The following is a 23,865-nucleotide window of genomic DNA, read 5'->3' on the forward strand; positions in this document are numbered from 1 at the left end:
GAGTTTCATTCCATCGAAGATGACCAGAACGGCAAAAACACATTACTATGAGAGCCCAGCATTGTACTCTAGGGATCCCTTGTCATGACCAATCCAACCGATCTCAAGAATATCGGGCTCAAGGCGACCCTTCCGCGCCTCAAAATCCTTGAGATTTTCCAGCATAGCCCAGTGCGTCATCTGACTGCAGAAGACGTCTACCGCAACCTGCTGCACGAAGAACTCGATATCGGTCTCGCAACCGTGTATCGGGTGCTGACGCAGTTCGAGCAGGCCGGCCTGCTGTCGCGCAGCAATTTCGAATCCGGCAAAGCGGTGTTCGAATTGAACGAAGGGTCGCATCACGACCACCTCGTCTGCCTCGATTGCGGGCTCGTCGAAGAGTTTTTCGACTCCGAGATCGAAAGCCGCCAGCAATCCATCGCGAAGGAACGCGGCTTCAAGCTGCAGGAACATGCGCTGGCGCTGTACGGCGCGTGTACCAAGGAGAATTGCCCGCATCGCAAGCATTGAGGTTGAATGAGTGCGATGCCGGCCGCGTCGGGGGTGCGCGGTTCGGCGGGCAAAGAAAAAACCCGGTCGACGAAAAATCGGCCGGGTTTTTTTGCGTGTGCGGCGCTGTGGCCGCGCGGGGACGCTAGCGCCGCTTTGCTTGTACAGCATTGCCGCCGCGTTGCGATTCCAGCCTATTCCAGCAACTCAGCGATCGCCGAATCCTGCTTCTCAAGGCGACTCGGCGCTCCCTGACCCCAGCCTATTCCGCCAGCTCGATGCTCGCTTCGAACGACAGCCGCCACGGCTCGGCCAATGACAATTCATCGCAGTTAGGCTGCTCGCCGCCTCGATCCATCACCACAAAATCGCTCACCTGCTCGAGCGCGAGCAGCGGATGGTGCCAGACTCCCATCGCATAGTTCACGCCCTGCCAGCCATCGCTCCAGAACGCTTGCATCCGCGCCGGTTCGAACTCGCCCGCCGGCGCGACGACCACCAGATAGCGGCGCGCCGTTAAGGGAATGAAAGCCTGGCTGCCCAGCGGATGCCGCTCCATCATCGTGATTTCGATCGGCAGCGCCCGCGGTTGCGCCCGAAACAGGTTGATCAGCGGCCGGCCGCCGTGCTCCGTCACGTCGACGTTCGCGAGGTCGTGATAGCGCTCGGTCGTGCCGCCGTTGATCGGGAAATGGCGCGCGCCGTCCAGTTCGATGACGTCGCCGAACGGCGCGAAGGCCGCGCGCGTCAGACGTTCCACATGCAAGGTTTTCATCGACGCAACTCCGTTATGCGATCTCGCCCCACAGGCGCAGACGCGATACGCCGCCGTCCGGGAAGATATTGAAACGCACGTGCGTCACCGGGCCGAGAGAGGCGATGTCGTCCGCGAACGTGTGCACAAGGTCCATCTGCAGCTTCTGTTCGCCGAGCAGCACCGGCCAGAACATCGCCTGCGTGACGAGCGAATCGTCCGTCCCACCCGTCACCGAGGCCGCCTGCAGCGAACAGCGATCGGGATAATTGCCCTTGAAGTGCGCGGTATCGACTTCGATCTTGCGAATCACGCCCGGCCGCGCAAGCGCGACGATCGCCCAGTCGTTGCCCGGCTCGCGACGGCGTCGCGTTTCCCAGCCGTCGCCCATATTGACGCCGCGGCCCGGCATCAGCATCTGCGAGGCCGGCCCGAAATGCTGGTTGTTCGCGGCGACAAGGTACGCGCCGTTTTCGATCGCGGCGAGATCCAGCAGCGTGCCGCGCTCGACGCGCTCCCAGTCCCGCTTCGGCTGGCCATACACGCGCAGACGCGCGAGACCGCCGTCCGGATACAGATTCACGCGCAGATGGGTGAACGCGCGGGCGTCGTTCACTTCGACGTAATGGTGATGATTGCCCTGCAGCGTGGTGGCCGCCACGAGCGTTTGCCAGTCGGCGTTGTCGGGCGGAACGTCGCCGTCCACGTAGCACGCGTCGATCGACGCGGCCGGCGGGAAGTTGCCGGTAAAGTGGCTCGTGTCCAGATCAACGCCGTACACGACGCCCGGCCGCGCGAGCCGGATCACGCAATAGTCGTGGCCGGTGGTGCGCTTACGGCGCGTTTCCCAACCGTCCATCCATTTGCCGTGGTCATCGTACTTGCCGGGAATGAACACTGCCGGTTGCGGCTCGAGCATGCGTTCTTTCGGGGCGAAAAATTCGTCGCTCGCGTGGAGCGCCTGCGCGCCCAGACGCGGGTCGGCGAGGTTCATGTAGCGACGGGTGAAAGCGGGGGCGTTGGGGTCGAGGATCGGATTAGCCATAGTCTCTGTCAGGCAACGAAAAGTGAGGAAGAGGCGGCGGAGTCAGCGCATCCGCCGGGTCAGAACGCGCGCTGCGTTGGCGCGCGGTTGAATAGCGATGAATCTGGCCACAGTGCAACTGTGGTTGTGCTTTTTCAAACGGCCGGTGCGTGTTCGCCGGCGGCCGGCTCGGCGCCTACATCTTCGCCTGCGGGTACGTAGCGCAGCGCTGCGTCACGGTTCAACACGCGATGGGCGCGCGCCCGGTCGATATCGTTTTCCCACACGGCGACCACCACCGTCGCCACGCAATTGCCGATCAGGTTGGTCAACGCACGGGCAATGCCGACGAACCAGTCGACCGGCAGAATCAGCACGAGGCCGAGCACGGGGATCGCCGGAATCGCGGACAGCGTCGCGGCCAGAATCACGATGGCCGAGCCAGGAATGCCGTGCGCGCCCTTCGACGTCACCAGCGACACCAGCACCACCACGATCAAGTCATGGATGGACAGCGGCGTATTGGTGGCCTGCGCGATGAAAATCACCGCAAGCGTCAGATAGATGGAGAAGCCGTCCAGATTGAAGGAGTAGCCGGTCGGAATGACCAGCCCGACGGTCGAATCCTTGACGCCCATCCATTCGAGCTTGCGCATGATCTGCGGCAGCACGGCATCTGAAGAGGCTGTACCCAGCACGATCGAAAGCTCCTCGCGAAGATAGCGGATCAGCTTGAAGATGCTGAAGCCGGCCAGACGCATCACCACGCCCAGCACAACCACCACGAACACGAAGCAGCTCGCGTAGAACACCAGCACCAGCATGCCGAGTTGCTTGAGCGACTCGACGCCGTAGGTGCCGGTCGTGAACGCGATCGCGCCGAGCACGCCGAGCGGCGCGAGCTTGATGATGAATCCCATCACGCGGAAAAACACCTGCGAAAGCTCGTCGATCAGGCTGCTGACGCGCTGCGCCTTGTTGCCCAACAGCGACAGCGCCGAGCCGAACAGCACCGAAAACACGAGGATTTGCAGGATGTCGCCGGTGGCGAAAGCATTGATCGCCGTATCGGGAATGATTTTCAGCAGGAAGCCGGCCGTGTCTTTGAGGCTTTTCGCGTGCTCGGTATAGGTCGACAGCGAAGCAGGATCAAGCGAATGCAGATTGATATTCATGCCGACACCAGGCCTCGTTGCGTAGGCCAGCACCGCGCCGATCACGAGCGCAATCGTCGTCATGACCTCGAAGTAGATCACCGCTTTCAGGCCGACGCGGCCGACCTTACGCAGATCGCCGGCATGCGCCATGCCGCTCACCACGACGCAGAAAACGATCGGGCCGATCACCATCTTGATCAGCTTGAGAAAGCCGTCGCCGAGCGGGCGCAGCGATTGGGCGAAATGCGGGAACACGGCGCCAATCACGATGCCCGCGACCAACGCTATGACGACCCGGCCAAACAGCGAATTGAAGAATTTCAACACGGCTTCCTCCTGGTTGCGATTCACATCTGTTCAGACTGGTCCGACCAGTTCTGTTATCTCGAATAGTAGGAAGCCGATATACTGGCGTCAAGGATTCATTAAATAGCGTTTACCCGCTATTTTTTTGCTGTTCCGGGGCCGGATTGCGCACGTTAAACGGCCCGTCGTACGAGCGTTCAGAACGCGTATTACAATGCTGGTCAGACCGCGAACCCAAGTGAGCCACGATGAAAAACGTTCCGCACACCGTCACCGATGCCGCCATCGCGACCATCCGCGAACGGATCGAAGTGGGCGTCTATCCGGTGGGCAGTTTGCTGCCGGCGCAGCGTCAGCTCTCCGAGGAACTGGCGATCAGCCGCGCATCGTTGCGCGAGGCGCTCTCGACGCTCGAAGCGCTCGGTCTGCTGATGATCCGTCCCGGTAAGGGCGTTTATGTGGAAAGCGCGCAGGCCGCCGCTGCGCAACCGTGGCGCTTCGCGGAGCAGTCGTCGCTGCCGGATACGTACCAGATGCGTTTCGCACTGGAAGGCTTTATCGCGCGCATGGCGGCGCTGGCTGTCACCGATTCCGACCTCGCCTGGTTCGAAGACAACATCGCGGCCATGCAGACCGCGCTCGCCTGCGACGAACTCGACGAAGCCGCTCGCCTCGACTACGACTTCCACATGCGCATCGTGAGCATTGCCGGCAACGCGGCGATCGAATCGATTCTGAGCAGCGCCGCGGAGATAATGAAGGAAAGCCAGCGGATGCCGTTTTATCGGCGCGAGTTAGTGCTGTCCACGTACACCGAGCATCGGGCGATTCTCGACGCGCTTAAGGCGCGTGATTCAGCGGCGGCCGGTATGGCGATCGAAACGCATATCTCGAACGCCGCGCAGCGCGCCGGCGTTTATTTCCCCACGCCGCAGGCGTAAAAAAACCGCTCCGAGGAGCGGTTTTTTGCAGTTGCCCTCCCACCGGCCCACGGCCAGCAGCAGAAACACACGAAGCTAGAACACCAGCTTACTTCGCGTTGGCCAGCGCCACAGCCGTGTCCAGCATGCGGTTCGAGAAGCCCCACTCGTTGTCGTACCAGCTCGACACCTTCACCAGACGGCCCGACACCTTGGTCAGCGTTGCGTCGAACGTCGACGAAGCCGGGTTGTGGTTGAAGTCGATCGAGACCAGCGGTGCGTCGTTGTAACCGAGGATGCCCTTCAACGAGCCTTCCGACGCTTCCTTCATGATCGCGTTGACTTCTTCGACCGTCGTGTCGCGCGCGGCGATGAACGACAGGTCGACGACCGATACGTTGATCGTCGGGACGCGAATCGCGTAGCCGTCCAGCTTGCCGTTCAGTTCCGGCAGCACGAGGCCGACTGCCGATGCAGCACCGGTCTTCGTCGGGATCTGGCTGTGCGTGGCCGAGCGCGCGCGGCGCAGGTCTTCGTGGTACACGTCCGTCAGAACCTGGTCGTTCGTGTACGCGTGGATCGTGGTCATCAGACCGTTCACCAGGCCGATCTTGTCGTTCAGCGGCTTGACGAGCGGTGCCAGGCAGTTGGTCGTGCACGATGCGTTCGAGATCACCGTGTCCGATGCCTTCAGGACATTGTGGTTCACACCGTAGACGATCGTTGCGTCGACGTCCTTACCGCCCGGCGCCGAGATGATGACCTTCTTTGCGCCGCCCTTGATGTGCGCGCTGGCCTTTTCCTTGGTCGTGAAAAAGCCCGTGCATTCCATCACGACGTCGACGTTCAGCTCGCCCCACGGCAGTTCTGCCGGGTTGCGGTTAGCCAGCACGCGGATCTTGTCGCCGTTGACGACCAGGTAGTCGCCGTCCACCGACACTTCGCCCGGGAACTTGCCGTGCGCGGTGTCGTATTGCGTCAGGTGAGCGTTGGTCTTGGCATCGCCAAGATCGTTGATGGCGACGATTTCGATATCGTGCTTCTTGCCGTTTTCATAGAAGGCGCGCAGCGTGTTGCGGCCGATCCGGCCGTAGCCGTTGATTGCGACGCGAATCGTCATGGTCTATCTCCTGATGGCTGAAAAAAAATCTTCCATGTTCGTCTGTCCTTACGGCGCAACCGCGCGTGGGGTACACGCGGCTGCGCTTACCGAAGGTCAGCCGAGTGCGGCTTTAGCCGTCTCTACCACGTGCTCGACGGTGAAGCCGAAATGCTTGAACAGCACGCCAGCCGGGGCCGATTCGCCGAACGTGTCGATGCCGACCACGCCGCCTTCCAGACCCACGTACTTGCGCCAGAAATCCGTGACACCCGCTTCGATCGCGACGCGGCGCACGCCCTTCGGCAGCACGCGTTCACGGTACTCGGCGTCCTGCTTGTCGAACACCGTTGTCGACGGCATCGACACGACACGTGCCGCGATGCCTTCGCGAGCCAGCGGCTCAACCGCGTTCAACGCCAGTTCGACTTCGGAACCGGTGGCGATCAGGATGACCTTGCGCGCGACGATCTCGTCGTTCCAGTCGCGCAGCACGTAACCACCCTTCTCGATGTTGGCGATCTGCGCGTCAGTACGCTCCGAGAACGGCAGGTTCTGACGGCTGAAGATCAGGCACGACGGGCCATGATGCTCGACCGCGTGGGTCCAGGCCACCGCCGTTTCGACCGTATCGGCCGGGCGCCACACTTGCAGATTCGGGATCAGACGCAGGCTTGCGACGTGTTCGATCGACTGATGGGTCGGACCGTCTTCGCCCAGACCGATCGAGTCGTGCGTGAACACGAAAATCGACGGCGACTTCATCAACGCGGCGACGCGCAGCGCGTTGCGGCTGTAGTCCGAGAACGTCAGAAACGTGCCGCCGAAGGCCTTGAAGCCGCCATGCAGCGCGATACCGTTGATCGCGGCGCTCATGCCGAATTCGCGCACGCCGTAGTTCACGTAGTTGCCGGCAGCCTTGCCTTCGGCGTTCACACGCACCGGCTTGGCGGCCTTCCAGTTGGTCAGGTTCGAACCGGTCAGGTCGGCGGAACCGCCAAGCAGTTCCGGCAACACGGCCGACAAACCTTCGATAGCCTGTTGCGATGCCTTACGCGTCGCGACAGTTTCCTTGCGTTCGTTCGCGCCGGCGATGATCGCCTTCGCCTTTTCCTTCCAGTCGGCGGGCAATTGCTTCGCGTCGCGGCGCTTGAATTCAGCGGCTTCCTGCGGGTATTTGGCTGCGTACGCTGCAAACGCCTTGTTCCAGTCGGATTCGTTGCGTGCGCCAGCTTCTGTTGCATCCCATGCTGCATAGACTTCCTGCGGGATCACGAACGGCTCCCACTTCCAGCCGATTGCTTCGCGCGTGGCCGCGATTTCCTTGTCGCCGAGCGGCGAGCCGTGCGAATCGTGGCTGCCGGACTTGGTCGGCGCGCCTTCGCCGATCACGGTCTTGCAGCAGATCAGCGTCGGCTTGTCCGATTGCTTGGCTTGCTTGATCGCGGCGTCGACCGCGTCGACGTCATGGCCGACCACGTTCGGGATCACGTTCCAGCCGTACGCTTCGAAGCGCTTCGGCGTGTCGTCGTGGAACCAGTGGACCACTTCGCCGTCGATCGAGATGCCGTTGTCGTCGTAGAACGCGATCAGCTTGTTCAGCTTCAGCACGCCCGCGAGCGAGCAGGCTTCATGCGAGATGCCTTCCATCAGGCAGCCGTCGCCAACGAACACATACGTATGGTGGTCGACGATCTTCGCGTCAGACTTGTTGAATTCGGTGGCAAGCAGCGATTCGGCGAGCGCCATGCCGACTGCGTTGGCCAGACCCTGGCCGAGCGGGCCGGTGGTGGTCTCGACGCCCGGCGTGATGCCGTATTCCGGGTGGCCCGCCGTTTTCGAATGCATCTGACGGAAGTTCTTCAGCTCTTCCATCGGCAGGTCGTAGCCGGTCAGATGCAGCAGCGAGTACAGCAGCATCGAGCCGTGGCCGTTCGACAGCACGAAACGGTCGCGATCGGCCCATTGCGGGTTCTTCGGGTTATGACGCAGATGGCGCGACCATAAAGCCACGCCGATTTCGGCCATGCCCATCGGCATGCCGGGGTGGCCGGAATTCGCTTTTTGAACGGCGTCCATGGACAACGCGCGGATTGCGTTGGCCATCAGGGAAGTGTGTGCGGGAGACGGGGTCGTCATGTCGAGTCCGGAGACAGAGTCAGAAGGCGGTGCGCGCTTGAGGCCCGGATGCTCGAATGCCAGTCCACTTCGGCGCACGGTGCGGCGCCAGGAGACGCGAAACGGGCAGAGCAAACGGACAAGGCTGAAAGCGTGACATTCTAACAGAACGTTAGCCGGCACCCCTCGCGCAAAGCCGCCTGGCGGCCTGGTTCTGCGCCGGCTCTGCATGCGGGCTAGGCCCGCGCCACGCTTGCGCCTTTACAATTGAGCGACACCAACCCACCGCGCTCCCAACGGAGCCCGTCATCCGTGAGCGCTCCCTTGCTGTTCCACCCCACCGCCGACGCCGTCTACGGATTTCCGAACGCGCGGCGGCTTGCGCGCGTCGATTCGCCCTACCAGCGGATCGAGGTATGGGACACGCCGCAGCTCGGCCGGCTGTTTGCGCTCGACGGCCGCCCGATGACCTCCACCGGCGACGAATTCATCTACCACGAATGCATGGTGCACCCGGCCGCGCTGGCGCATTCATCGCCGAAAGCAGCGCTGGTGCTGGGCGGCGGCGATGGTGGCGCCGCGCGGCAATTGCTGAAGCATCCGGGCATCGAGCGGATCGTGGTGGCTGAGCTGGATGCCGACGTCGTGCGCCTGACCCGCGAGTATCTGCCTGAGGTGCACGGCGGCGCTTTCGACGATCCGCGCGTCGAACTGGTGATCGGCGACGCCGCGCATTACGTCACGGGGGCCGTCCAATCGGCGCCAGCGACAGCACAATTCGATCTCGTCGTGTTCGACCTGACGCCACCGGACTCGCCCGCCTCATGCCTCTACACCCCGGACTTCTACATGCGGCTCAAGCGCGTCATGAGCCCAACCGCCGCGCTCTCGCTGCATCTCGGTTCTCCCTATTTCCACGCGGAACGCATCGCCGGCCTGCTCGACGATCTGCGCGACACCTTCGCCATCGTGCGCACAATGAGCACCTTCATCCCGCTCTACGGTTCGCTTTGGATGATGGCGACTGCCAGCGACACGCTCGACCCCACCGCTCTCACCGTCGAAGCACTCTCCGAGCGCTTTGCCGAGCGCCGAATCGACTCGTTGAAGCACTACGACCCGGCCCAGCATGCCGGACTGTTCTCGGCATCCCGGTCCGTGCGCGATAAACTAAGTCAATTCTTAAAGCCATCAAGCTAACGCGTGGGCAGAATGCACCGTTCGGTCGGCGCGCGCCATCGGTGTATCGATGCGCGACCGCCCGTCTGGCCTCGCAGCATGCATCCCGCAACCCCAAAAGATCCGGAGAACCCCATGACCGCCTCCCGCCCAGCCGGTGTGCCCTGGTTGACCCCCTATCTGACGGTGCGCGACGCACGTGCCGCCACGGCGTTCTTCGAAGCGGCATTCGGCTTCGAGGTACGTGATAGCGTCCAGGACGACGGTGTCGTCATGCATGTCGAGATGACCTATCAAGGCCAGCTGATCGTGATGTTCGCGCCGGAAGGCGCGTTCGGCTCGGCGGCGAAAACACCCAAAAGCGCGGGCGCGATCGCGCCGCAATCGTTCTATGTCTATGTCGACGATGTCGACGCGGTTTACACGCGGGCGCTGGCCGCCGGCGCAAAATCGCTGAGCGAGCCACAGGATCAATTCTGGGGCGACCGGTTTGCCCAGGTCGAAGATCTGGACGGCTACCGTTGGGCGCTCGCTCGCCACCTTTCCTGAACCAATGAGTATTTTTCTGATGCCTCGCTTCTTCGTCGGTACGCCCCTCAAGCCCGACGACATCATGCAGTTGCCCGATGACGTCACGCGCCACATCCTCGTGCTGCGTTTGCAGCCCGGCGACTCGATCGTGCTTTTCAACGGCGAAGGCGGCGAATACAGCGCCGAACTCGTCGAAGTCGAACGCCGCTCAGCCAAGGTGAGAATTCACGAATTCCGCAATATCGAAGTGGAAGCGCCGTATCACCTCACGCTCGCGCAGGGCATCGCCGGCGGCGACAAGATGGACTGGCTCATCGAGAAGGCGGTCGAACTCGGGGCATCGTGTTTCGTGCCGCTGACCACCACGCGCAGCGTCGTGCGTCTTTCCGGCGACCGCGCGCAGCGGCGACATGTGCATTGGCAAGGCATCGTGCGCGCGTCGTGCGAGCAGTGCGGGCGCAATCGCCTGCCGGAAGTGATGCCGGTGCGTGAAATCGCCACGTGGCTCGGCGCGCTGCCTCGCGCGCCTGAGGAAGGCGAAATGCGCATTCTGCTGTCGCCGCGCGCCAGCATCAGCTTTTCGGCGCTGCCCGTTAATCCGCCGTTCGGGCGCGTGACCGTGCTGGTCGGCCCGGAAGGCGGTTTTTCGGCGGCGGAAGAAGCCGCTGCGACTGATCACGGATTTACCGCCGTCGGTCTCGGTCCGCGTGTGTTGCGCACGGAAACCGCCGGCATTGCAGTGCTCTCGGCGTTAGCAGCTCGCTGGGGCGGCTGGTAAGCCAAAAGCAAAGGCCCGCCAATTGGCGGGCCTTTCTCTTTCTTTTGCAGCGGTAAGCGGTACTCAGGCACCCCATTCAGGCAAAGTGCTCGGGCCTACCTTACGCAAACGAATAAAACACGCGGAACGCAACCTTGCGCTCGGCCCAGAACTCGGACGCTTCGCGGAACACGTCCAGTAGCGTCTCGCGCCCTTCCTTGTCGAACTTTTGCGCGACCGGAAGTTGCTCGAGCACGATCACGAACCCGGGCTGCGCGCCTGCCTTATGGACCAGATCGGTCAGGCAATCGTAGAGCGCGTCGTAATTCTTGCCGAAATGCTTCGGAAACAGGAACGACGTAGCAATGGTCTCCAGCACTTCCTGTTTGGACTGAGCGTTCGCGCAGTACGCGTACAGAAAATGCTGGCCGAGTTGATTGGCCTCGTCAGCGAGATCCTGCACGCGAAACGCGCGGATCGACTGTACGATGTTCGGTCGTACGGTCTTGAAAAGACTCATGGGCTCCTCATTCGATGCAAGCACAGTGCTGCCTTCGCTCTGGGTATCCCGGCCCTGGTCGCCGGCGCGCATCCGCATGACGCGCTGGAACAAATTGCCGTCGCCGGCCGCGAAAAGATCCGTCGCGACTCCGGAGTCGTGCGCGTAGACGTTGTCGCTCATGCCGTTCATCCCGATGTCATTCAACAATACGATTAAAACTGGTGTAATGGTCGTCCGAGTAATAACAGTTGTCGATCCGCTGTAGCGGACCTCCGCAGACGATGCGACGCGCCCCGCGGTTTCGTGAACGAGGCGTAGGAACGGTGTATTCGTGGTAATAGCCGCGCCGATGCGGCGGTAGCAACCGTTCGCGATTGCCGAATACGATGCCGTCCTTCTCATACGGGTAAGGCCCGCCCGCGGCAATCAAGTTCAATGTATTGACCGCTTCGCGCGGCAACTGTGCCGCTGCAATAGTGCCCTGCACCTGAGCTTGTGTATCGGCAGATGTCGTGTAGTCGCGCGCAAACGCGCCAGGCACGGAGCCGAATAAAGCGCAGAGCGTCAAAGCACCGATCAGCACGCCTTTAATGCGCAGCCACTTGCGTGCCATGAATCAAGGTTCCCCGCTGTTAGATCACGAGTTTGACGACCATGAAAGTCGTAAGGGTATCGCTAAAACCCCACAGAATCAACGTTCGCCGGACAGGCAAAAGCTTCCAATCGCGTGGGAAAGAGCCACGGAACGGGCTTTGACGACTTTTGACAGAATATTTAGCTTGTGCAGGCTAAAATTAACCTGACGAAGCAAATGGGGCGCGCACAAACCCACGGGGCGCCCATTGCGCGGCCCATTCCCTCTAATGAAAGCCTTGCGGTTCCCGCAGTCTCTCGAAGGCGGAATGGTCTCATTCGGCCTTTTTTAGGGTGGCTATCCCCTGTTCACCCGCAGGCGTGCCCATTGCGGGCACGCCTTTTTTTTGCGCGGCGCCCAATTAGGCGGCGCCACGCTTCATTCCCGGATCAAGGATCAGCGGGAGGCGATTACGTCGGCAACCAGCAGCGCCGTCATGTTGACGATGCGGCGAACCGTGGCCGAGGCCGTCAGCACGTGCACCGGCTTGGCCGCGCCGAGCAGCATCGGACCAATCGCGATGTTGTTGCCCGCGGCGGTCTTCAGCAGGTTGTACGAGATGTTGGCCGCGTCGATATTCGGCAGCACCAGCAGATTTGCATCGCCTTCGAGCGTCGAGTCGGGCAGCACTTCGCGGCGCAGATTCGCGTCGAGCGCGAGGTCGCCGTGCATTTCGCCGTCCACTTGCAGGTCGGGTGCGCGCTCGCGCAGGATCGCCAGCGTGTCGCGCATTTTCTGGGCGGTCGGCGCATTGCTCGAACCGAAGTTCGAATGCGACACCAGCGCGATCTTCGGTTCGATACCGAAGCGGCGCACTTCCTCGGCTGCCATGATCGTGATCTCAGCAAGCTGCTCCGGCGTCGGATCGACGTTCACGTGCGTGTCGACCAGGAAAATCTGGCGGTTCGGCAACACCAGCGCATTCATCGCCGCATAGACCTTCGCGCCGTCCTTCTTGCCGATCACCTGATCGATGAAGTGCAGGTGGCGATGCGTGGTGGACACCGTGCCGCAGATCATGCCGTCCGCCTCGCCCTTCTCCACCATCATCGCGCCAATCAGCGTGGTGCGGCGGCGCATTTCGAGCTTCGCCATCTGCTCGGTGATGCCCTTGCGGGACATCATCTTGTGATATTCCTGCCAGAAATCGCGGTAACGCTCGTCGTGGTCGGTGTTCACGACCGTGTAGTCCTGACCCGCGACCAGCCGCAGGCCGTAACGCGCGATGCGTTGTTCGATCACCGCCGGACGGCCGATCAGGATCGGCTTAGCGAGCTTTTCGTCGACGATGATCTGCATGGCGCGCAGCACGCGCTCTTCTTCGCCTTCCGCAAACACGATGCGCTTCTTCTCCGGCTCGACGCCACGCGCCAACTGGAAAATCGGCTTCATGGTCGTGCCGCTGTGATACACGAACTGCTGCAGATGCTGTTCGTACGCTTCCATGTCTTCGATCGGACGCTCGGCGACGCCCGAATCCATCGCGGCCTTCGCCACCGCCGGCGCGACCTTGACGATCAGGCGCGGGTCGAACGGCTTCGGAATCAGGTATTCCGGACCAAACGAAAGATCCTGGATGCCGTACGCAGTCGCGACGATATCGCTCTGCTCCTGGCGGGCCAGTTCGGCGATCGCGTTGACCGCGGCGATCTCCATTTCACGCGTCACCGTCGTCGCGCCCGCATCCAGCGCGCCGCGGAACAGGAACGGGAACACCAGCACGTTGTTCACCTGGTTCGGGTAGTCCGTGCGGCCCGTGCAGAGCACGGCGTCCGGACGCACTTCGAGCGCCAGTTCCGGCAGGATTTCCGGGGTCGGGTTGGCCAGCGCCAGAATCAGCGGCTTGTCGGCCATCTGCTTGACCATGTCCTGCTTCAGCACGCCGCCGGCCGAGAGGCCGAGGAAAATATCCGCGCCGCCGATCGCCTCAGCGAGCGTGCGAGCGTCGGTTTCGCGTGCGAAGCGTTCCTTGTCCGGGTCCATCAGTTCGACGCGGCCCTTGTAGACCACGCCGGCCAGGTCGGTGACGGTGATGTTTTCGAGCGGCAGGCCGATGTCGACCAGCAGATCCAGACAGGCCAGAGCCGCCGCACCCGCGCCGGACGACACCAGCTTGACCTCCTTGATGTCCTTGCCGACGACCTTCAAGCCGTTGGAGATGGCTGCCGCGACGACGATGGCCGTACCGTGCTGGTCATCGTGGAAGACCGGAATCTTCATGCGCTTGCGGCATTCGCGCTCGACGATGAAGCAGTCCGGCGCCTTGATGTCTTCGAGGTTGATACCGCCGAAGGTCGGCTCGAGCGCGGCAATCACCTCGACCAGCTTGTGCGGATCGGACTCGTTCAGCTCGATATCGAACACGTCGATGCCGGCGAACTTCTTGAACAGCACGGCCTTGCCTTCCATGACCGGCTTCGAGGCGAGCGGCCCGATGTTGCCGAGCCCCAGCACCGCGGTGCCGTTCGTGACAACGCCGACCAGGTTGCTGCGCGCGGTGAAACGGGCGGCGTTCAGCGGGTTTTCGACGATTTCCTCACACGCGAACGCGACGCCCGGCGAGTACGCCAACGCGAGGTCGCGCTGGTTGATCATCTGCTTGGTCGGGGCGATCGCGATCTTCCCGGGGGTCGGGAACTCGTGATAATCGAGAGCGGCTTCGCGGAGTTTGCTATTGACGGGAGTCGACATAAGGCGGGCTTCGAAGGGCGGATTAGAATAGATGTTCGACGGCATTGTAGCCCCAATTGCCGGCTCAATTCCTTCAATACGGGTACAACTGCCGCGACTGAAATATAGCGAAAGGCAGACATGGCACGCTTTGGGCCAACCACCAGTCGAATCGGAGTTGAGCGCGAATAGAGTGTTTACCCGCGGACATCTCCGTACAATGCGCGCCGTTAGCGGCTTTTCGTTGCACTTATCCGTTCACCCATTGCCACCATGCTCTCCGAGTTTTCGCTGATCGATCGATTCTTCGCCCGTCGCGCAGCCGCTGCGTCATCCCGTGCCGCTGAAGGCGAACTCGGCATCGGCGACGACTGCGCCCTGCTCGCGCCGCGCCCCGGCGAAATGCTGGCGATATCGACGGACATGCTGGTGGAAGGCCGCCACTTCTTTCCCGACATCGATCCCGAGGCGCTCGGTCACAAGGCGCTCGCGGTGAACCTGTCGGACCTGGCCGCGATGGGCGCAGAGCCGCTGGCGTTCACGCTGGCGTTCTCCTTGCCCAAAGCCGACGAAGCGTGGCTCGCCGCTTTCAGCGATGGCCTCTTCGCGCTGGGTGAGCGCTACCGCTGCAATCTGATCGGCGGCGACACGACCGGCGGCCCGTTGAATCTGTGCATCACCGTGTTCGGCAGCGTGCAGCCGCAGGTTGCGTTGCGCCGCGACGCCGCGCAACCGGGCGACGATATCTGGATCTCCGGCACGCTCGGCGACGCGCGCGCGGGTCTCGGCGTCCAGCGCAGAGAGTGGTCTGCCGATGCCAGCGACACTGCGACGTTTCGTCGCGCCCTCGAGCGTCCCGAGCCGCGCATCTTCCTCGGTCTCGCGTTGCGGGGCATCGCGCGCGCAGCGCTCGATCTGTCTGACGGGCTCGCCGGCGACTTGCTGCACATCCTGGAACGCTCGGAAATGCAGGCCACAGTCGACGTCGACGCCGTGCCGCGTTCGGCCGCGCTACGCCGCCTCTCGCCCGAGATCCAGCAACGTTGCACGCTAGCCGGCGGCGACGATTACGAACTGTGCTTCACCGCCCCGGCCGCAGCGCGCGCCAAGGTCGAAGCAGCCGGCCGCGAGGTCGCCGTGCCGGTCACCCGCATCGGTACAATAAGCGCTCTTCAAACGGCGGCCGACCGCCCGGCGATCGGCTGGCGCGATGCCGCCGGCGCGCCGCTCACTCTGACGTTGCAAGGCTTCGACCATTTCCATGCAGACTGATCCCCCGCTGGGCCCCGCCGACGATCTGATCGGCCATCCGCAGCCCAACGCGTCCGGCCCGCGCGCGCCCCGTCCTCAGCCACGCCGCGCCACCGCGCGCTTCATGCTGTCGCATCCGCTGCACATTCTGTCGCTGGGTTTTGGCAGCGGCTTGTCGCCGGTTGCACCGGGCACCGTCGGTACCCTGTTCGCATGGGCCTCGTTCGCCGTCCTGAGCCGTTATCTGACCGTGGTCGAATGGGGCGTGCTGATCGTCGCCGGCTTTTTCGGCGGCATTGCGATCTGCGGCTTTACAGCCAAGAAGCTGGGTACCGACGATCCGTCGCCGGTCGTCTGGGACGAAATCATCGCGTTCTGGCTGGTGTTGCTGATGGTCACGCCGGTCACGCTGACCGGGCAACTCTGGGCGTTCATCGTATTCCGCTTCTTTGACATGGTTAAACCGCCGCCCATCGGTTATTTCGATCGCCGACTTAAAGGTGGTTTTGGCATCATGTTCGACGACCTGGTCGCTGCGTTCTTCACGTTGCTCGTGATTGCGCTCTGGCGCATGTCGGTTTAACCGTTGCCCGTCGGCTGGTGCCGGTCGGCCTTTGCCCGCCGGCCACCGGCTGCCGACTGCCTCCCGCAGCAGTTCCCCGTTTTCCGGATTGACGCCATGCCTACCGATTCCGTGGTTCACCAGCTTGCGATTCGCGTGAGCAACCGCCTGCGCGACGAGCGCCTGATGCTCGTCACCGCCGAATCCTGCACAGGCGGCATGGTGGCGACTGCGATCACCGATATTTCCGGCAGCAGCGGCTGGTTCGAGCGCGGCTTCGTCACGTATTCGAATCAGGCGAAGTCCGAGATGATCGGCGTGCCGACCGACCTGATCGAAAAGCACGGCGCGGTCAGCGAACAGGTGGCGCGTGCGATGGCGGAGGGCGCGCTGCGCAACAGTCGCGCGCAGGTGTCTGTCTCGATTACCGGCGTTGCCGGCCCGGGCGGCGGCACGGAAACCAAGCCGGTCGGCATGGTGTCGTTCGGCTGGAGCAATCGGCTGCATACGTCCGTCGAAACCAAGGTCTTCAAGGGCGACCGCGAGAAGATCCGCGTGCAGGCCGCCGCGCACGCGTTGCGCGGTGTGCTGGCCCTGCTCGACGAGCGCGAACATTAAAGTCCGGTTCAAAATCTGAGGCGCCACCACGATGCCCGATATGTCGACTTCGCACGTAGCCAAAGACGAGTTGATCCGCCGCTTCGATCTGAAGCCGCATCCGGAAGGCGGATTTTTCAGCGAGACGTATCGGTCCGCGGAGTCCGTGCGCCGCGATGATGGTTCAACGAAGACGCGCTCGGCGTCCACCGCGATTTACTACCTGCTCTGCGACGGTGCGCATTCGGCGTGGCATCGGATCAAGTCCGATGAGGTCTGGCACTTTTATGCCGGCGAGCCTTTGAAAGTCCACGTACTCGACGAAGCGGGCATGTTGATTACGCACACGTTGGGCAATGCGCTGACGCATTCGGATGCCGTGTTTCAGGCAGTGGTACCCGCGGGGCTGTGGTTTGCCGCGGAATGCGCGGACCCGGCGACGTTCGCGCTGGTGGGCTGCACGGTCGCGCCGGGGTTTGAGTTCAGCGAGTTTGAGCTGGCGGATGTCGAGGCGCTGAAAGCGCGGCATCCGCAGCATGCGGCGTTTATCGAGCGGCTGGGGCCAGGTACCTGACTGGCCTCACTCTCAATTACCGAAACGCATTGATCCGGTCACGCGTTTCCATCGCGGCCTTAGCTGCGGCTTCGGCGAAATCGTCGTCCTTACTGGCGTAGATAATCGCCCGCGATGAGTTGATCAGCATGCCCGTGCCGTTCGCCGTCCGGCCGGCGTTGACCGTCGCCTGAACATCGCCGCCTTGCGCGCCGATGCCCGGAATCAGCAGCGGCATATCGCCGACGATCCCACGCACCACTTCGATTTCCTTCGGGAACGTCGCGCCAACCACGAGCGCCAACTGGCCGCTCGCGTTCCACTTGTCCGCCGCCAGTTGCGCGACGACCTGATACAGCGGACGCCCGCCCGTCTCCAGGAACTGCAGGTCTGAACCACCCGCGTTCGAAGTCCGGCACAACACGATCACGCCCTTGCCCTCGTGCTCCAGATACGGCTGGATCGAATCGAAACCCATATACGGATTCACGGTCACCGCGTCCGCCTGATACCGCTCGAAGGCTTCACGCGCGTACTGCTCGGCGGTGCTGCCGATATCGCCGCGCTTCGCGTCCAGAATCACCGGCAAGCCCGGGTGGTTCGCATGAATGTGCGCGATCAACTGCTCAAGTTGGTCTTCCGCGCGATGAGCGGCGAAGTAGGCGATCTGCGGCTTGAACGACGACGCATAGGGCGCGGTCGCATCGACGATGGTGCGGCAGAAGTCGAAAATCGCTTCGGGACGGCCCGCGAGCGCGCCCGGGAATTTGCTGGGCTCCGGATCGAGGCCGACGCACAGCAGCGAGTTCGTGCGCTGCCAGGCGTCATTGAGTGTCTGGATGAAATTGGACATGGTGAGTCTCGCGGCGAGCCGATAACGGAAGAGGCGCGTATTTTACCTGTCCTGCGCGGCAAGCCGCGGCCACGCGTCACACCGGCTCCGGCTGGGGCGTGACGACGGGTACGCCGCACCGCTTCGCCCTGCTCGCCCCCTACTGCCGCCGGCGCGAACCACGCGCGCCAGGCATCGAGCGCAAACCCGTGCGTTCGACGGTAAAGCGGAACGTGCGCGTGAGCCGTTCGCCGCGCGCGAGCATCGTCATTCCGTTCTCGCACGCGCCGCCCGCCAGATTCATCGCGTTGATCGGATGATCGACCGGCTCGAAGCAGAAGAAGTCTTCGCGCGGCGGCGTGTACAGCACGTAGTAGTCGGTGTCGGCAGCGATATTCAGCGACAGCCGCCGCTTCGGCCACACCACCGCCGCCTGTCCGCTCCAGCCTGTGAACGCGTGATTGACGATGGTTTCCGGCAAGGGATACGCCACGCCGAATTGCCATGCGGGCGGCGCCGGCACGTGGCGCACCGGCAGCCAGTCGTCGCCGGAAAGCCACAGGCCGCCGGCCGCCGCCGACAGTTCGGTGTCGGCGTCACGCACAAAAAATGGATGCACGCCCAGCCCGAAAGGCAGCGCCTCGCGGCCGGCATTCTCGATGTCCAGCGTGATGACGAGTGTGGGGCCGTCCAACGTATAGGTTTGCGTCGCGCGGAACGCGTACGGTTTGCCGTCGTGGCGATCGAGCGTCAGACGGACGTTTTCGCGGTCCGACTCCGCGACCTGCCAGGCCGAGAGCCAACCGTCGCCATGAATCGGCAAGGCTTCGTCGGCGCGATTTTGCGGCACCTCGACACGCCGCCCCGCCACATTGAAATGACCGCCGCCTATGCGATTCGAATACGGCAGCAGCGGATAGCATGCCAACTGGTTCGGCTGGGTATCCGAGGCGATGTGACGGCAGCGCCGGAAAATCGGCGTGAGCGCGCCGTCGTTGCGCCAATCGAAACGGGTGACGCCGCCACCGAGCGTCGGCGCGACATCGAGGCGCAAATGCGCGTTGGCGAGCGTGATGCACGCGAGCTCGCCGCCGCTCGTCTCACCGACCGCAACCGCAGAAGTACTGGGACCCGGAAGCACCGGATTGGCCGCCGCGTTAAGTCGCGCGCGTCGGCTCTGAGAAGAGGCGGAAACAGGATTCGCAACAGTCATATCTGGCTCCATCGAGAGGCGTGGGACGTTGCCGTCATTGCTGACGGATGCTGTTGGGCGATTTTTTTTGCACAAGTCGCCTCTGGGTCCGAACTGCATGCTGCCGATCTACTGCCGATTTGCTGGCACTGGGTTTGCGATATCAACGCTGGTTCACTTTCAAAGTCACTGCGCGACTACACTCTGCTGCCTCGAGACTGAGGTTGCGTCATTCTGCGCTATGTGGGCGCGCCCTGGAATACCGGCTCCGGCAAACCTTGTCGTCCGGGCGTCGCGACGAACACGCCGCCCGCATGAGAATCGCCCTCGAGCGCGGCGGCATCGAGATCGATACGCGCGCTCGTGATGTACAGCGTGTCCAGTTGCGCAGGCCCCGAAAGAAGTCCCCTTGAGGGGCCGCCAAACGCGACGCAACTCGGCTGCGCGGTCGGCACGTCGACACGCTCGGTTTCCACGCCATCGGGGCCATACCGCACCACTCGCCTACCGCCCCATTGCGCGTTCCACACACCACCGTCGCGATCGACGGTCGAACCGTCGGGCTCGCCGGTCGAGTCCGTTAGTGTCGTAAAGACGCGGTCGTTGGCAACGCTGCCGTCCGCGCGGTAGTCGCAGACGCGAATTTCACGCGTCGGCGAATCGCCGTAGTACATCGTCGCGCCGTCGGGACTGAACGCGATGCTGTTCGAGATCGCCGGTGCGGGTAACGGCAAACGCTCCAGCGACAAATCGTGATTCAGACGATAGAACCCGCCGATCGCCTGCAGCGGCGAGCCTTCGTCTTTCGTACCGAATACGAAACGACCCTGACGATCGCAGCGGCCGTCGTTCACGCGCGTGTTCAAGCCAGGTTCGACGTCGACGATACGCTGCGTCTCGCCGGTTGTCAGATCGAAGAACGCCAGATGCGTCGCCAATCCGAGCAGCAGATAGCGCGGATCGGCGCACAAGGCAAAACTCCCGAGACGCTCGGGCATGCGCCAGAACGTGCTGCCGCCGTCGCGCGGGTCATAGCGCCACAGCCGCGCGCCTTCGATGTCGTTCCAGTAGACGCGGCCGGTTCTCGCGCACCACGTCGCGCCTTCGCCGAGCGTGCATTTGGTGTCGAGCAGCAGCGCCGCGCTGTGTGCAGGCAAAGCCGCACCCGCATCCGAACCCGCAGACACGCCGGCACTCACGCCCAGCCTCCGTCGACGACGATATCCTGCGCGGTGATCATCCTGCTGTCATCGGCGGCTAGGAACAAGGCCATGCGGGCGAGATCGGCCGGTTGCAGTTCAGCATCGATGCACTGGCCTTCCTTGATCGAGCGACGGCCTGCATCGTCGAGCCACAAACGCTTCTGCTTGTCCGTCATCACCCAGCCCGGCACCAGCGTATTGACGCGAATATTGAAGTGACCGAGGTCGCGCGCGAGCCCGCGCGTCAGACCCTGCACTGCCGATTTCGACATCACGTACACCGGATAGCCGCCGTTCTTCAGCATCCAGCTGATCGAACCCAGGTTGATGATCGAACCCGCGTTCGCGGCTTTCATGTCCTCCATCACCGCTTGCGCTGCGAAGAACTGGTGACGGATATTCACCGCGATACCCGCGTCGAAAAACTCGCGCGTCACGTCGCCAATCGCGTGGCGTTTGTCGTTCGCGGCATTGTTCACCAGCACCTGAATCGGACCGAGTGCAGCCTTCACATCGGCGATCGCTTTTTGCAGCGCGTCGATGTCGGTCAGATCGCAGGGCAGGAACAGCGGCTTGTGTTTCGAATCGCCGAGCTCGTCGGCGAGCGCTTCACCCGCGATCGCGTCGATATCGAAAAACGCGACGCGCGCGCCCTGCGCCGCAAAATGCTCGACGAACGATGCGCCGATACCGGTCGCGCCGCCCGTGATCAACACTGTTCGGTCGACGAGACTCGGATAGCGGGCAAACGCGTTGTCCGCGAGGCGGTCGTTTGCATTGGCCGGAGACGACATCGTTCGATTCCTTTTAGAGCAAGGTGGGTGAGACGCGGGTTTAGTCCCGGGTTTAGTCCCGTGAGCCGCGGTTCTTCAACTGGTCGAGCAGCACAGCGGCGAGCAGGATCGCGCCACGCACGAGGTACTGATAGAACGCGTCGATGTTCATCAGGTTCATCACGTTCTCGACCGTACCCATGATCAGCACGCCGATCACGACACCGGAAATCGTCGCGCGACCGCCGAGCAGCGACACGCCGCCCAACACGCAAGCCGAAATCACGTTCAGCTCGAAGCCTTCCGCGGCATTCGGCTGGCCCGACGTAATCCGCGAAGCCAGAATCACCCCGGCCAGCGCGGTGACGGCGCCCTGAATCAGGAAGATAAAAACGCGCGTGCGTTCGACATTGATACCGGCAAGACGCGAGGCTTCCGGATTACCGCCGATTGCCAGCGTATTACGGCCGTACACGGTCTGATTGAGCATCACGCCGAACACGATGAAGCACAGCAGCGTGACCCAGATCGGCAGCGACACGCCGAAGAAGCTCAAACCGCCCAGCGCGATAAACGTATCCGACGACACGCCCACGGCTTGACCGTGCGACACGATAAACCCGAGACCGCGGACGATTTCCATCGTCGCGAGCGTCGTGATCAGCGCGTTGATGCGCAGGTAGGCGATCACGGCGCCGTTGACGAAGCCGATCACCGCACCCGCGAACACCGCCGCGATGATCGCGATGAACGTGTTACCGGTCGCGTTCAGCACCATCGCGCACAACACACCGGCGAACGCGACCGTCGAACCCACCGACAAGTCGAAATCGCGGGACGCCAGACAGAACATCATCGTGCACGCGACCATGCCGATCTGCGAAATCGACAGGGCGAGACCGAGCATGTTCTCGATCGAGAAGAAGTGGTCGACCGTCAGCGACATCGTGATGAACATCACGATGAAGATCAGGATCAGGCTGTACTCGGTGATCTGCTGCCACCATTTCGCCTTGTCGTTGCCTTGCGGAATCAGCGCTTCGGCCGCACTTTTTGCGGCTTGTTGCGCGAGGTTTTCTCTGGCTTGCATGTTGAAGACTCCTCCCGTTCCCCACGGGTTGCCGGACTTTCGTCCAAATAATGTTCAGGCCGCTTGCTCGGTGGCTGCGGTTCCGGGCAGCGCTGTCGAGCTTTGCGGCAAGGCGAGGCCCAACACGGATTGTTCCGTTGCGTCCTTACGCGCCAGCTCGCCGGAAATCCGACCCTGGCGCATCACGACGATCCGGTCGGACACGCCGAGCACTTCCGGCAATTCCGACGAAATCATCACGATCGCGCAGCCGCGTTCGGCAAGCTGATAAATCACGTTATAGATCTCATGCTTGGCGCCGACGTCGATCCCGCGCGTCGGCTCGTCGAGAATCACGACCTTCAGATCGGGCTCGGCCAGCCAGCGCGACAGAATCGCCTTCTGCTGGTTGCCGCCCGACAGAAAACGAATCTTCTGACGACGGCTCGGCGTCTTGATCTTCAGCAGCTTGATAAAACGGTCGGCGGTTTCCGCTTCTTTCTTGCGGTCGAGAAACATCCCCGCGCGCAGATAGTGACGGCGGCAACTGATATTGATGTTCTCCGACACGGTCGCCATCGCGACGATGCCCTCTTCCTTGCGGTCTTCCGGGCACAGCACGATCCCGTGCCTAATCGCCTCACCCGCGCTGCGCACCTTGATCGGCTTGCCGTCGAGCATGATTTCGCCGGCCTTCTTGTGATCCGCGCCGTACACCAGATGCATCAGTTCGCTGCGCCCGGCGCCCACCAGACCGAAGAAGCCGACGATCTCGCCGCGCCGCACTTCGAAGCTGGCCGGCTGCGCGAGCGCATGCCCTTCGATCGCTTTCGCCGCGAAGCGCACTTCGCCGAGCGGCCGTGAAGAGTAGTTGTAAATGTCGGCGATTTCACGTCCGACCATTTCGCTGACGATGGTGTCGCGCTTCACGCCTTCGAGCGTCGGATGCGAAGCAATTTTGCGGCCGTCGCGGAAGATCGTGCAGGCATCGCACAGCTCGTAGATCTCGTCCATGCGGTGCGAGATGTAGATCATCGCGCGGTTGTCGGCACGCAGATCGCGCACCAGCTTGAACAGCACTTCGGTCTCGCGATGCGACAGCGAGCTGGTCGGTTCATCCAGTGCGATCACGCGTGCGTTGCGCAGCAGCGCCTTGCAGATTTCGACCATCTGCCGTTGCGCGATCGAGAGCTTGCGCAGCTTCGCGTTCGGATCCAGCGCCACGCCCATCGCTTCGAGGCGTTCGCGCACGAAGCGTTTGGCTTCACGCTTGTTGACCCAGCCGAGCGAGTTCGGCAACTGGCCCAGCAACAGGTTTTCCGCGACCGTCAGATCGGGCACGTATTGCAGTTCCTGGTGAATCACCGCGATCCCCGCTGCGATCGACGACGCCGCGCTCGTGAAGCGCACCTCATTGCCGTCGATCATCACGCGGCCCGAATCGGGCTGGTATTCACCACCGAGAATCTTCAGCAGGGTCGATTTCCCTGCGCCGTTTTCGCCCATCAGGCCGTGCACCTGGCCGACGTTGACGTCGAAGGACACACCGTCGAGCGCGCGCACGCCTGGAAAGACTTTGCCGATATTGTCAAAACGTAGCGTCGCTGACACTTCGCCTCCTATGTCGACCGGTGTTAGTGCTTCAGCTGTCGACCAGAGTTCGCGCTTTAGCGCGTTACTCTGGTCCCATG

At 62.6% G+C, this 23,865-nt stretch carries 23 protein-coding genes; 9 read left to right on the forward strand and 14 right to left on the reverse strand.

Features of this window, described 5'->3' with window-relative positions; translation table 11 throughout:
* The first annotated feature begins 84 nt into the window (after window positions 1-84).
* Window positions 85-513, forward strand: coding sequence for a ferric iron uptake transcriptional regulator (fur, locus tag M0D64_RS17630; RefSeq protein ID WP_012434340.1), 429 nt, complete (start codon window positions 85-87; stop codon window positions 511-513).
* Between the two features lie 241 nt (window positions 514-754).
* Here the strand turns inward: fur and M0D64_RS17635 are convergent, their stop codons facing one another.
* The 3 genes from M0D64_RS17635 to M0D64_RS17645 all read right to left on the reverse strand — a co-directional run bounded on the left by M0D64_RS17635 (window position 755) and on the right by M0D64_RS17645 (window position 3,754).
* Entirely contained in the window at window positions 755-1,267 is a 513-nt protein-coding gene (locus M0D64_RS17635) for an ureidoglycolate lyase (protein WP_266258675.1), read from the reverse strand.
* A gap of 13 nt (window positions 1,268-1,280) precedes the next feature.
* Window positions 1,281-2,291, reverse strand: a complete 1,011-nt coding sequence (gene alc / locus M0D64_RS17640; protein ID WP_266258676.1) for an allantoicase — start codon at window positions 2,289-2,291, stop codon at window positions 1,281-1,283.
* A 134-nt stretch (window positions 2,292-2,425) separates the two neighbouring features.
* On the reverse strand, window positions 2,426-3,754 hold the full coding sequence (locus tag M0D64_RS17645; protein WP_266258677.1) for a C4-dicarboxylate transporter DctA: 1,329 nt from the start codon (window positions 3,752-3,754) through the stop codon (window positions 2,426-2,428).
* A 227-nt stretch (window positions 3,755-3,981) separates the two neighbouring features.
* On the opposite strand from M0D64_RS17645, the gene M0D64_RS17650 reads away from it, so the two are divergent.
* Window positions 3,982-4,674 (forward strand): FadR/GntR family transcriptional regulator, encoded by a 693-nt coding sequence (locus tag M0D64_RS17650; protein WP_266258678.1) that lies wholly within the window; start codon window positions 3,982-3,984, stop codon window positions 4,672-4,674.
* A gap of 88 nt (window positions 4,675-4,762) precedes the next feature.
* Here M0D64_RS17650 and gap read toward each other — a convergent pair whose 3' ends face one another.
* A complete protein-coding gene (gene gap / locus M0D64_RS17655; protein ID WP_063497349.1) occupies window positions 4,763-5,773 on the reverse strand; it encodes a type I glyceraldehyde-3-phosphate dehydrogenase in 1,011 nt (336 codons plus the stop codon).
* A gap of 96 nt (window positions 5,774-5,869) precedes the next feature.
* Window positions 5,870-7,891: a transketolase gene (gene tkt, locus M0D64_RS17660; protein ID WP_266258679.1), complete on the reverse strand. Its 2,022-nt coding sequence runs from the start codon at window positions 7,889-7,891 to the stop codon at window positions 5,870-5,872.
* 291 nt (window positions 7,892-8,182) lie between these two features.
* Between tkt and speE the strand changes: the two genes are divergently transcribed.
* The 3 genes from speE to M0D64_RS17675 all read left to right on the forward strand — a co-directional run bounded on the left by speE (window position 8,183) and on the right by M0D64_RS17675 (window position 10,358).
* Entirely contained in the window at window positions 8,183-9,070 is an 888-nt protein-coding gene (gene speE / locus M0D64_RS17665) for a polyamine aminopropyltransferase (RefSeq protein WP_266258680.1), read from the forward strand.
* A gap of 114 nt (window positions 9,071-9,184) precedes the next feature.
* The gene (locus M0D64_RS17670; RefSeq protein WP_054034519.1) at window positions 9,185-9,598 is read left to right on the forward strand and encodes a glyoxalase/bleomycin resistance/extradiol dioxygenase family protein; all 414 of its coding nucleotides are present in this window, start codon (window positions 9,185-9,187) and stop codon (window positions 9,596-9,598) included.
* Window positions 9,599-9,617: 19 nt separating this feature from the next.
* Window positions 9,618-10,358, forward strand: coding sequence for a 16S rRNA (uracil(1498)-N(3))-methyltransferase (locus M0D64_RS17675; protein ID WP_266258681.1), 741 nt, complete (start codon window positions 9,618-9,620; stop codon window positions 10,356-10,358).
* Window positions 10,359-10,458: 100 nt separating this feature from the next.
* Here the strand turns inward: M0D64_RS17675 and M0D64_RS17680 are convergent, their stop codons facing one another.
* The 3 genes from M0D64_RS17680 to M0D64_RS17690 form a co-directional block, all read right to left on the reverse strand.
* On the reverse strand, window positions 10,459-11,019 hold the full coding sequence (locus M0D64_RS17680; RefSeq protein WP_054034683.1) for a barstar family protein: 561 nt from the start codon (window positions 11,017-11,019) through the stop codon (window positions 10,459-10,461).
* 16 nt (window positions 11,020-11,035) lie between these two features.
* Window positions 11,036-11,452 (reverse strand): ribonuclease, encoded by a 417-nt coding sequence (locus M0D64_RS17685; RefSeq protein ID WP_171926713.1) that lies wholly within the window; start codon window positions 11,450-11,452, stop codon window positions 11,036-11,038.
* 417 nt (window positions 11,453-11,869) lie between these two features.
* Complete coding sequence (locus tag M0D64_RS17690; RefSeq protein ID WP_266258682.1) at window positions 11,870-14,209, reverse strand: NADP-dependent malic enzyme; 2,340 nt, start codon at window positions 14,207-14,209, stop codon at window positions 11,870-11,872.
* A 207-nt stretch (window positions 14,210-14,416) separates the two neighbouring features.
* Between M0D64_RS17690 and thiL the strand changes: the two genes are divergently transcribed.
* From thiL to M0D64_RS17710, 4 genes are all read left to right on the forward strand, one after another.
* Window positions 14,417-15,415, forward strand: a complete 999-nt coding sequence (thiL, locus tag M0D64_RS17695) for a thiamine-phosphate kinase (RefSeq protein ID WP_266258683.1) — start codon at window positions 14,417-14,419, stop codon at window positions 15,413-15,415.
* Window positions 15,405-15,977: a phosphatidylglycerophosphatase A gene (locus M0D64_RS17700; protein ID WP_171926716.1), complete on the forward strand. Its 573-nt coding sequence runs from the start codon at window positions 15,405-15,407 to the stop codon at window positions 15,975-15,977. Before thiL ends, M0D64_RS17700 begins: the two co-directional genes overlap by 11 nt.
* Window positions 15,978-16,073: 96 nt before the next feature.
* Window positions 16,074-16,574, forward strand: a complete 501-nt coding sequence (locus tag M0D64_RS17705; protein ID WP_154558107.1) for a CinA family protein — start codon at window positions 16,074-16,076, stop codon at window positions 16,572-16,574.
* A 31-nt stretch (window positions 16,575-16,605) separates the two neighbouring features.
* Window positions 16,606-17,127, forward strand: a complete 522-nt coding sequence (locus tag M0D64_RS17710; RefSeq protein ID WP_266258684.1) for a cupin domain-containing protein — start codon at window positions 16,606-16,608, stop codon at window positions 17,125-17,127.
* 16 nt (window positions 17,128-17,143) lie between these two features.
* Here M0D64_RS17710 and pyrF read toward each other — a convergent pair whose 3' ends face one another.
* The 6 genes from pyrF to araG all read right to left on the reverse strand — a co-directional run bounded on the left by pyrF (window position 17,144) and on the right by araG (window position 23,785).
* Window positions 17,144-17,959, reverse strand: a complete 816-nt coding sequence (gene pyrF, locus M0D64_RS17715) for an orotidine-5'-phosphate decarboxylase (protein WP_266258685.1) — start codon at window positions 17,957-17,959, stop codon at window positions 17,144-17,146.
* A 139-nt stretch (window positions 17,960-18,098) separates the two neighbouring features.
* Window positions 18,099-19,151 (reverse strand): aldose 1-epimerase, encoded by a 1,053-nt coding sequence (locus M0D64_RS17720; protein WP_154558110.1) that lies wholly within the window; start codon window positions 19,149-19,151, stop codon window positions 18,099-18,101.
* A gap of 218 nt (window positions 19,152-19,369) precedes the next feature.
* Window positions 19,370-20,329 (reverse strand): SMP-30/gluconolactonase/LRE family protein, encoded by a 960-nt coding sequence (locus tag M0D64_RS17725; RefSeq protein WP_266258686.1) that lies wholly within the window; start codon window positions 20,327-20,329, stop codon window positions 19,370-19,372.
* Window positions 20,326-21,126 carry an SDR family NAD(P)-dependent oxidoreductase gene (locus tag M0D64_RS17730; protein WP_266258687.1) on the reverse strand — a complete coding sequence of 267 codons (801 nt, stop codon included), beginning with the start codon at window positions 21,124-21,126 and terminating at the stop codon, window positions 20,326-20,328. The genes M0D64_RS17725 and M0D64_RS17730 overlap by 4 nt, the downstream gene beginning before the upstream one ends.
* Window positions 21,127-21,178: 52 nt before the next feature.
* Window positions 21,179-22,195 (reverse strand): L-arabinose ABC transporter permease AraH, encoded by a 1,017-nt coding sequence (gene araH, locus M0D64_RS17735; RefSeq protein WP_266237280.1) that lies wholly within the window; start codon window positions 22,193-22,195, stop codon window positions 21,179-21,181.
* A gap of 54 nt (window positions 22,196-22,249) precedes the next feature.
* A complete protein-coding gene (gene araG, locus M0D64_RS17740; protein ID WP_266258688.1) occupies window positions 22,250-23,785 on the reverse strand; it encodes an L-arabinose ABC transporter ATP-binding protein AraG in 1,536 nt (511 codons plus the stop codon).
* Between the last annotated feature and the right edge of the window lie 80 nt (window positions 23,786-23,865).

Origin of the sequence: Paraburkholderia sp. WS6 (genome assembly GCF_030464835.1) — a bacterium.
GTDB lineage: Bacteria > Pseudomonadota > Gammaproteobacteria > Burkholderiales > Burkholderiaceae > Paraburkholderia > Paraburkholderia madseniana.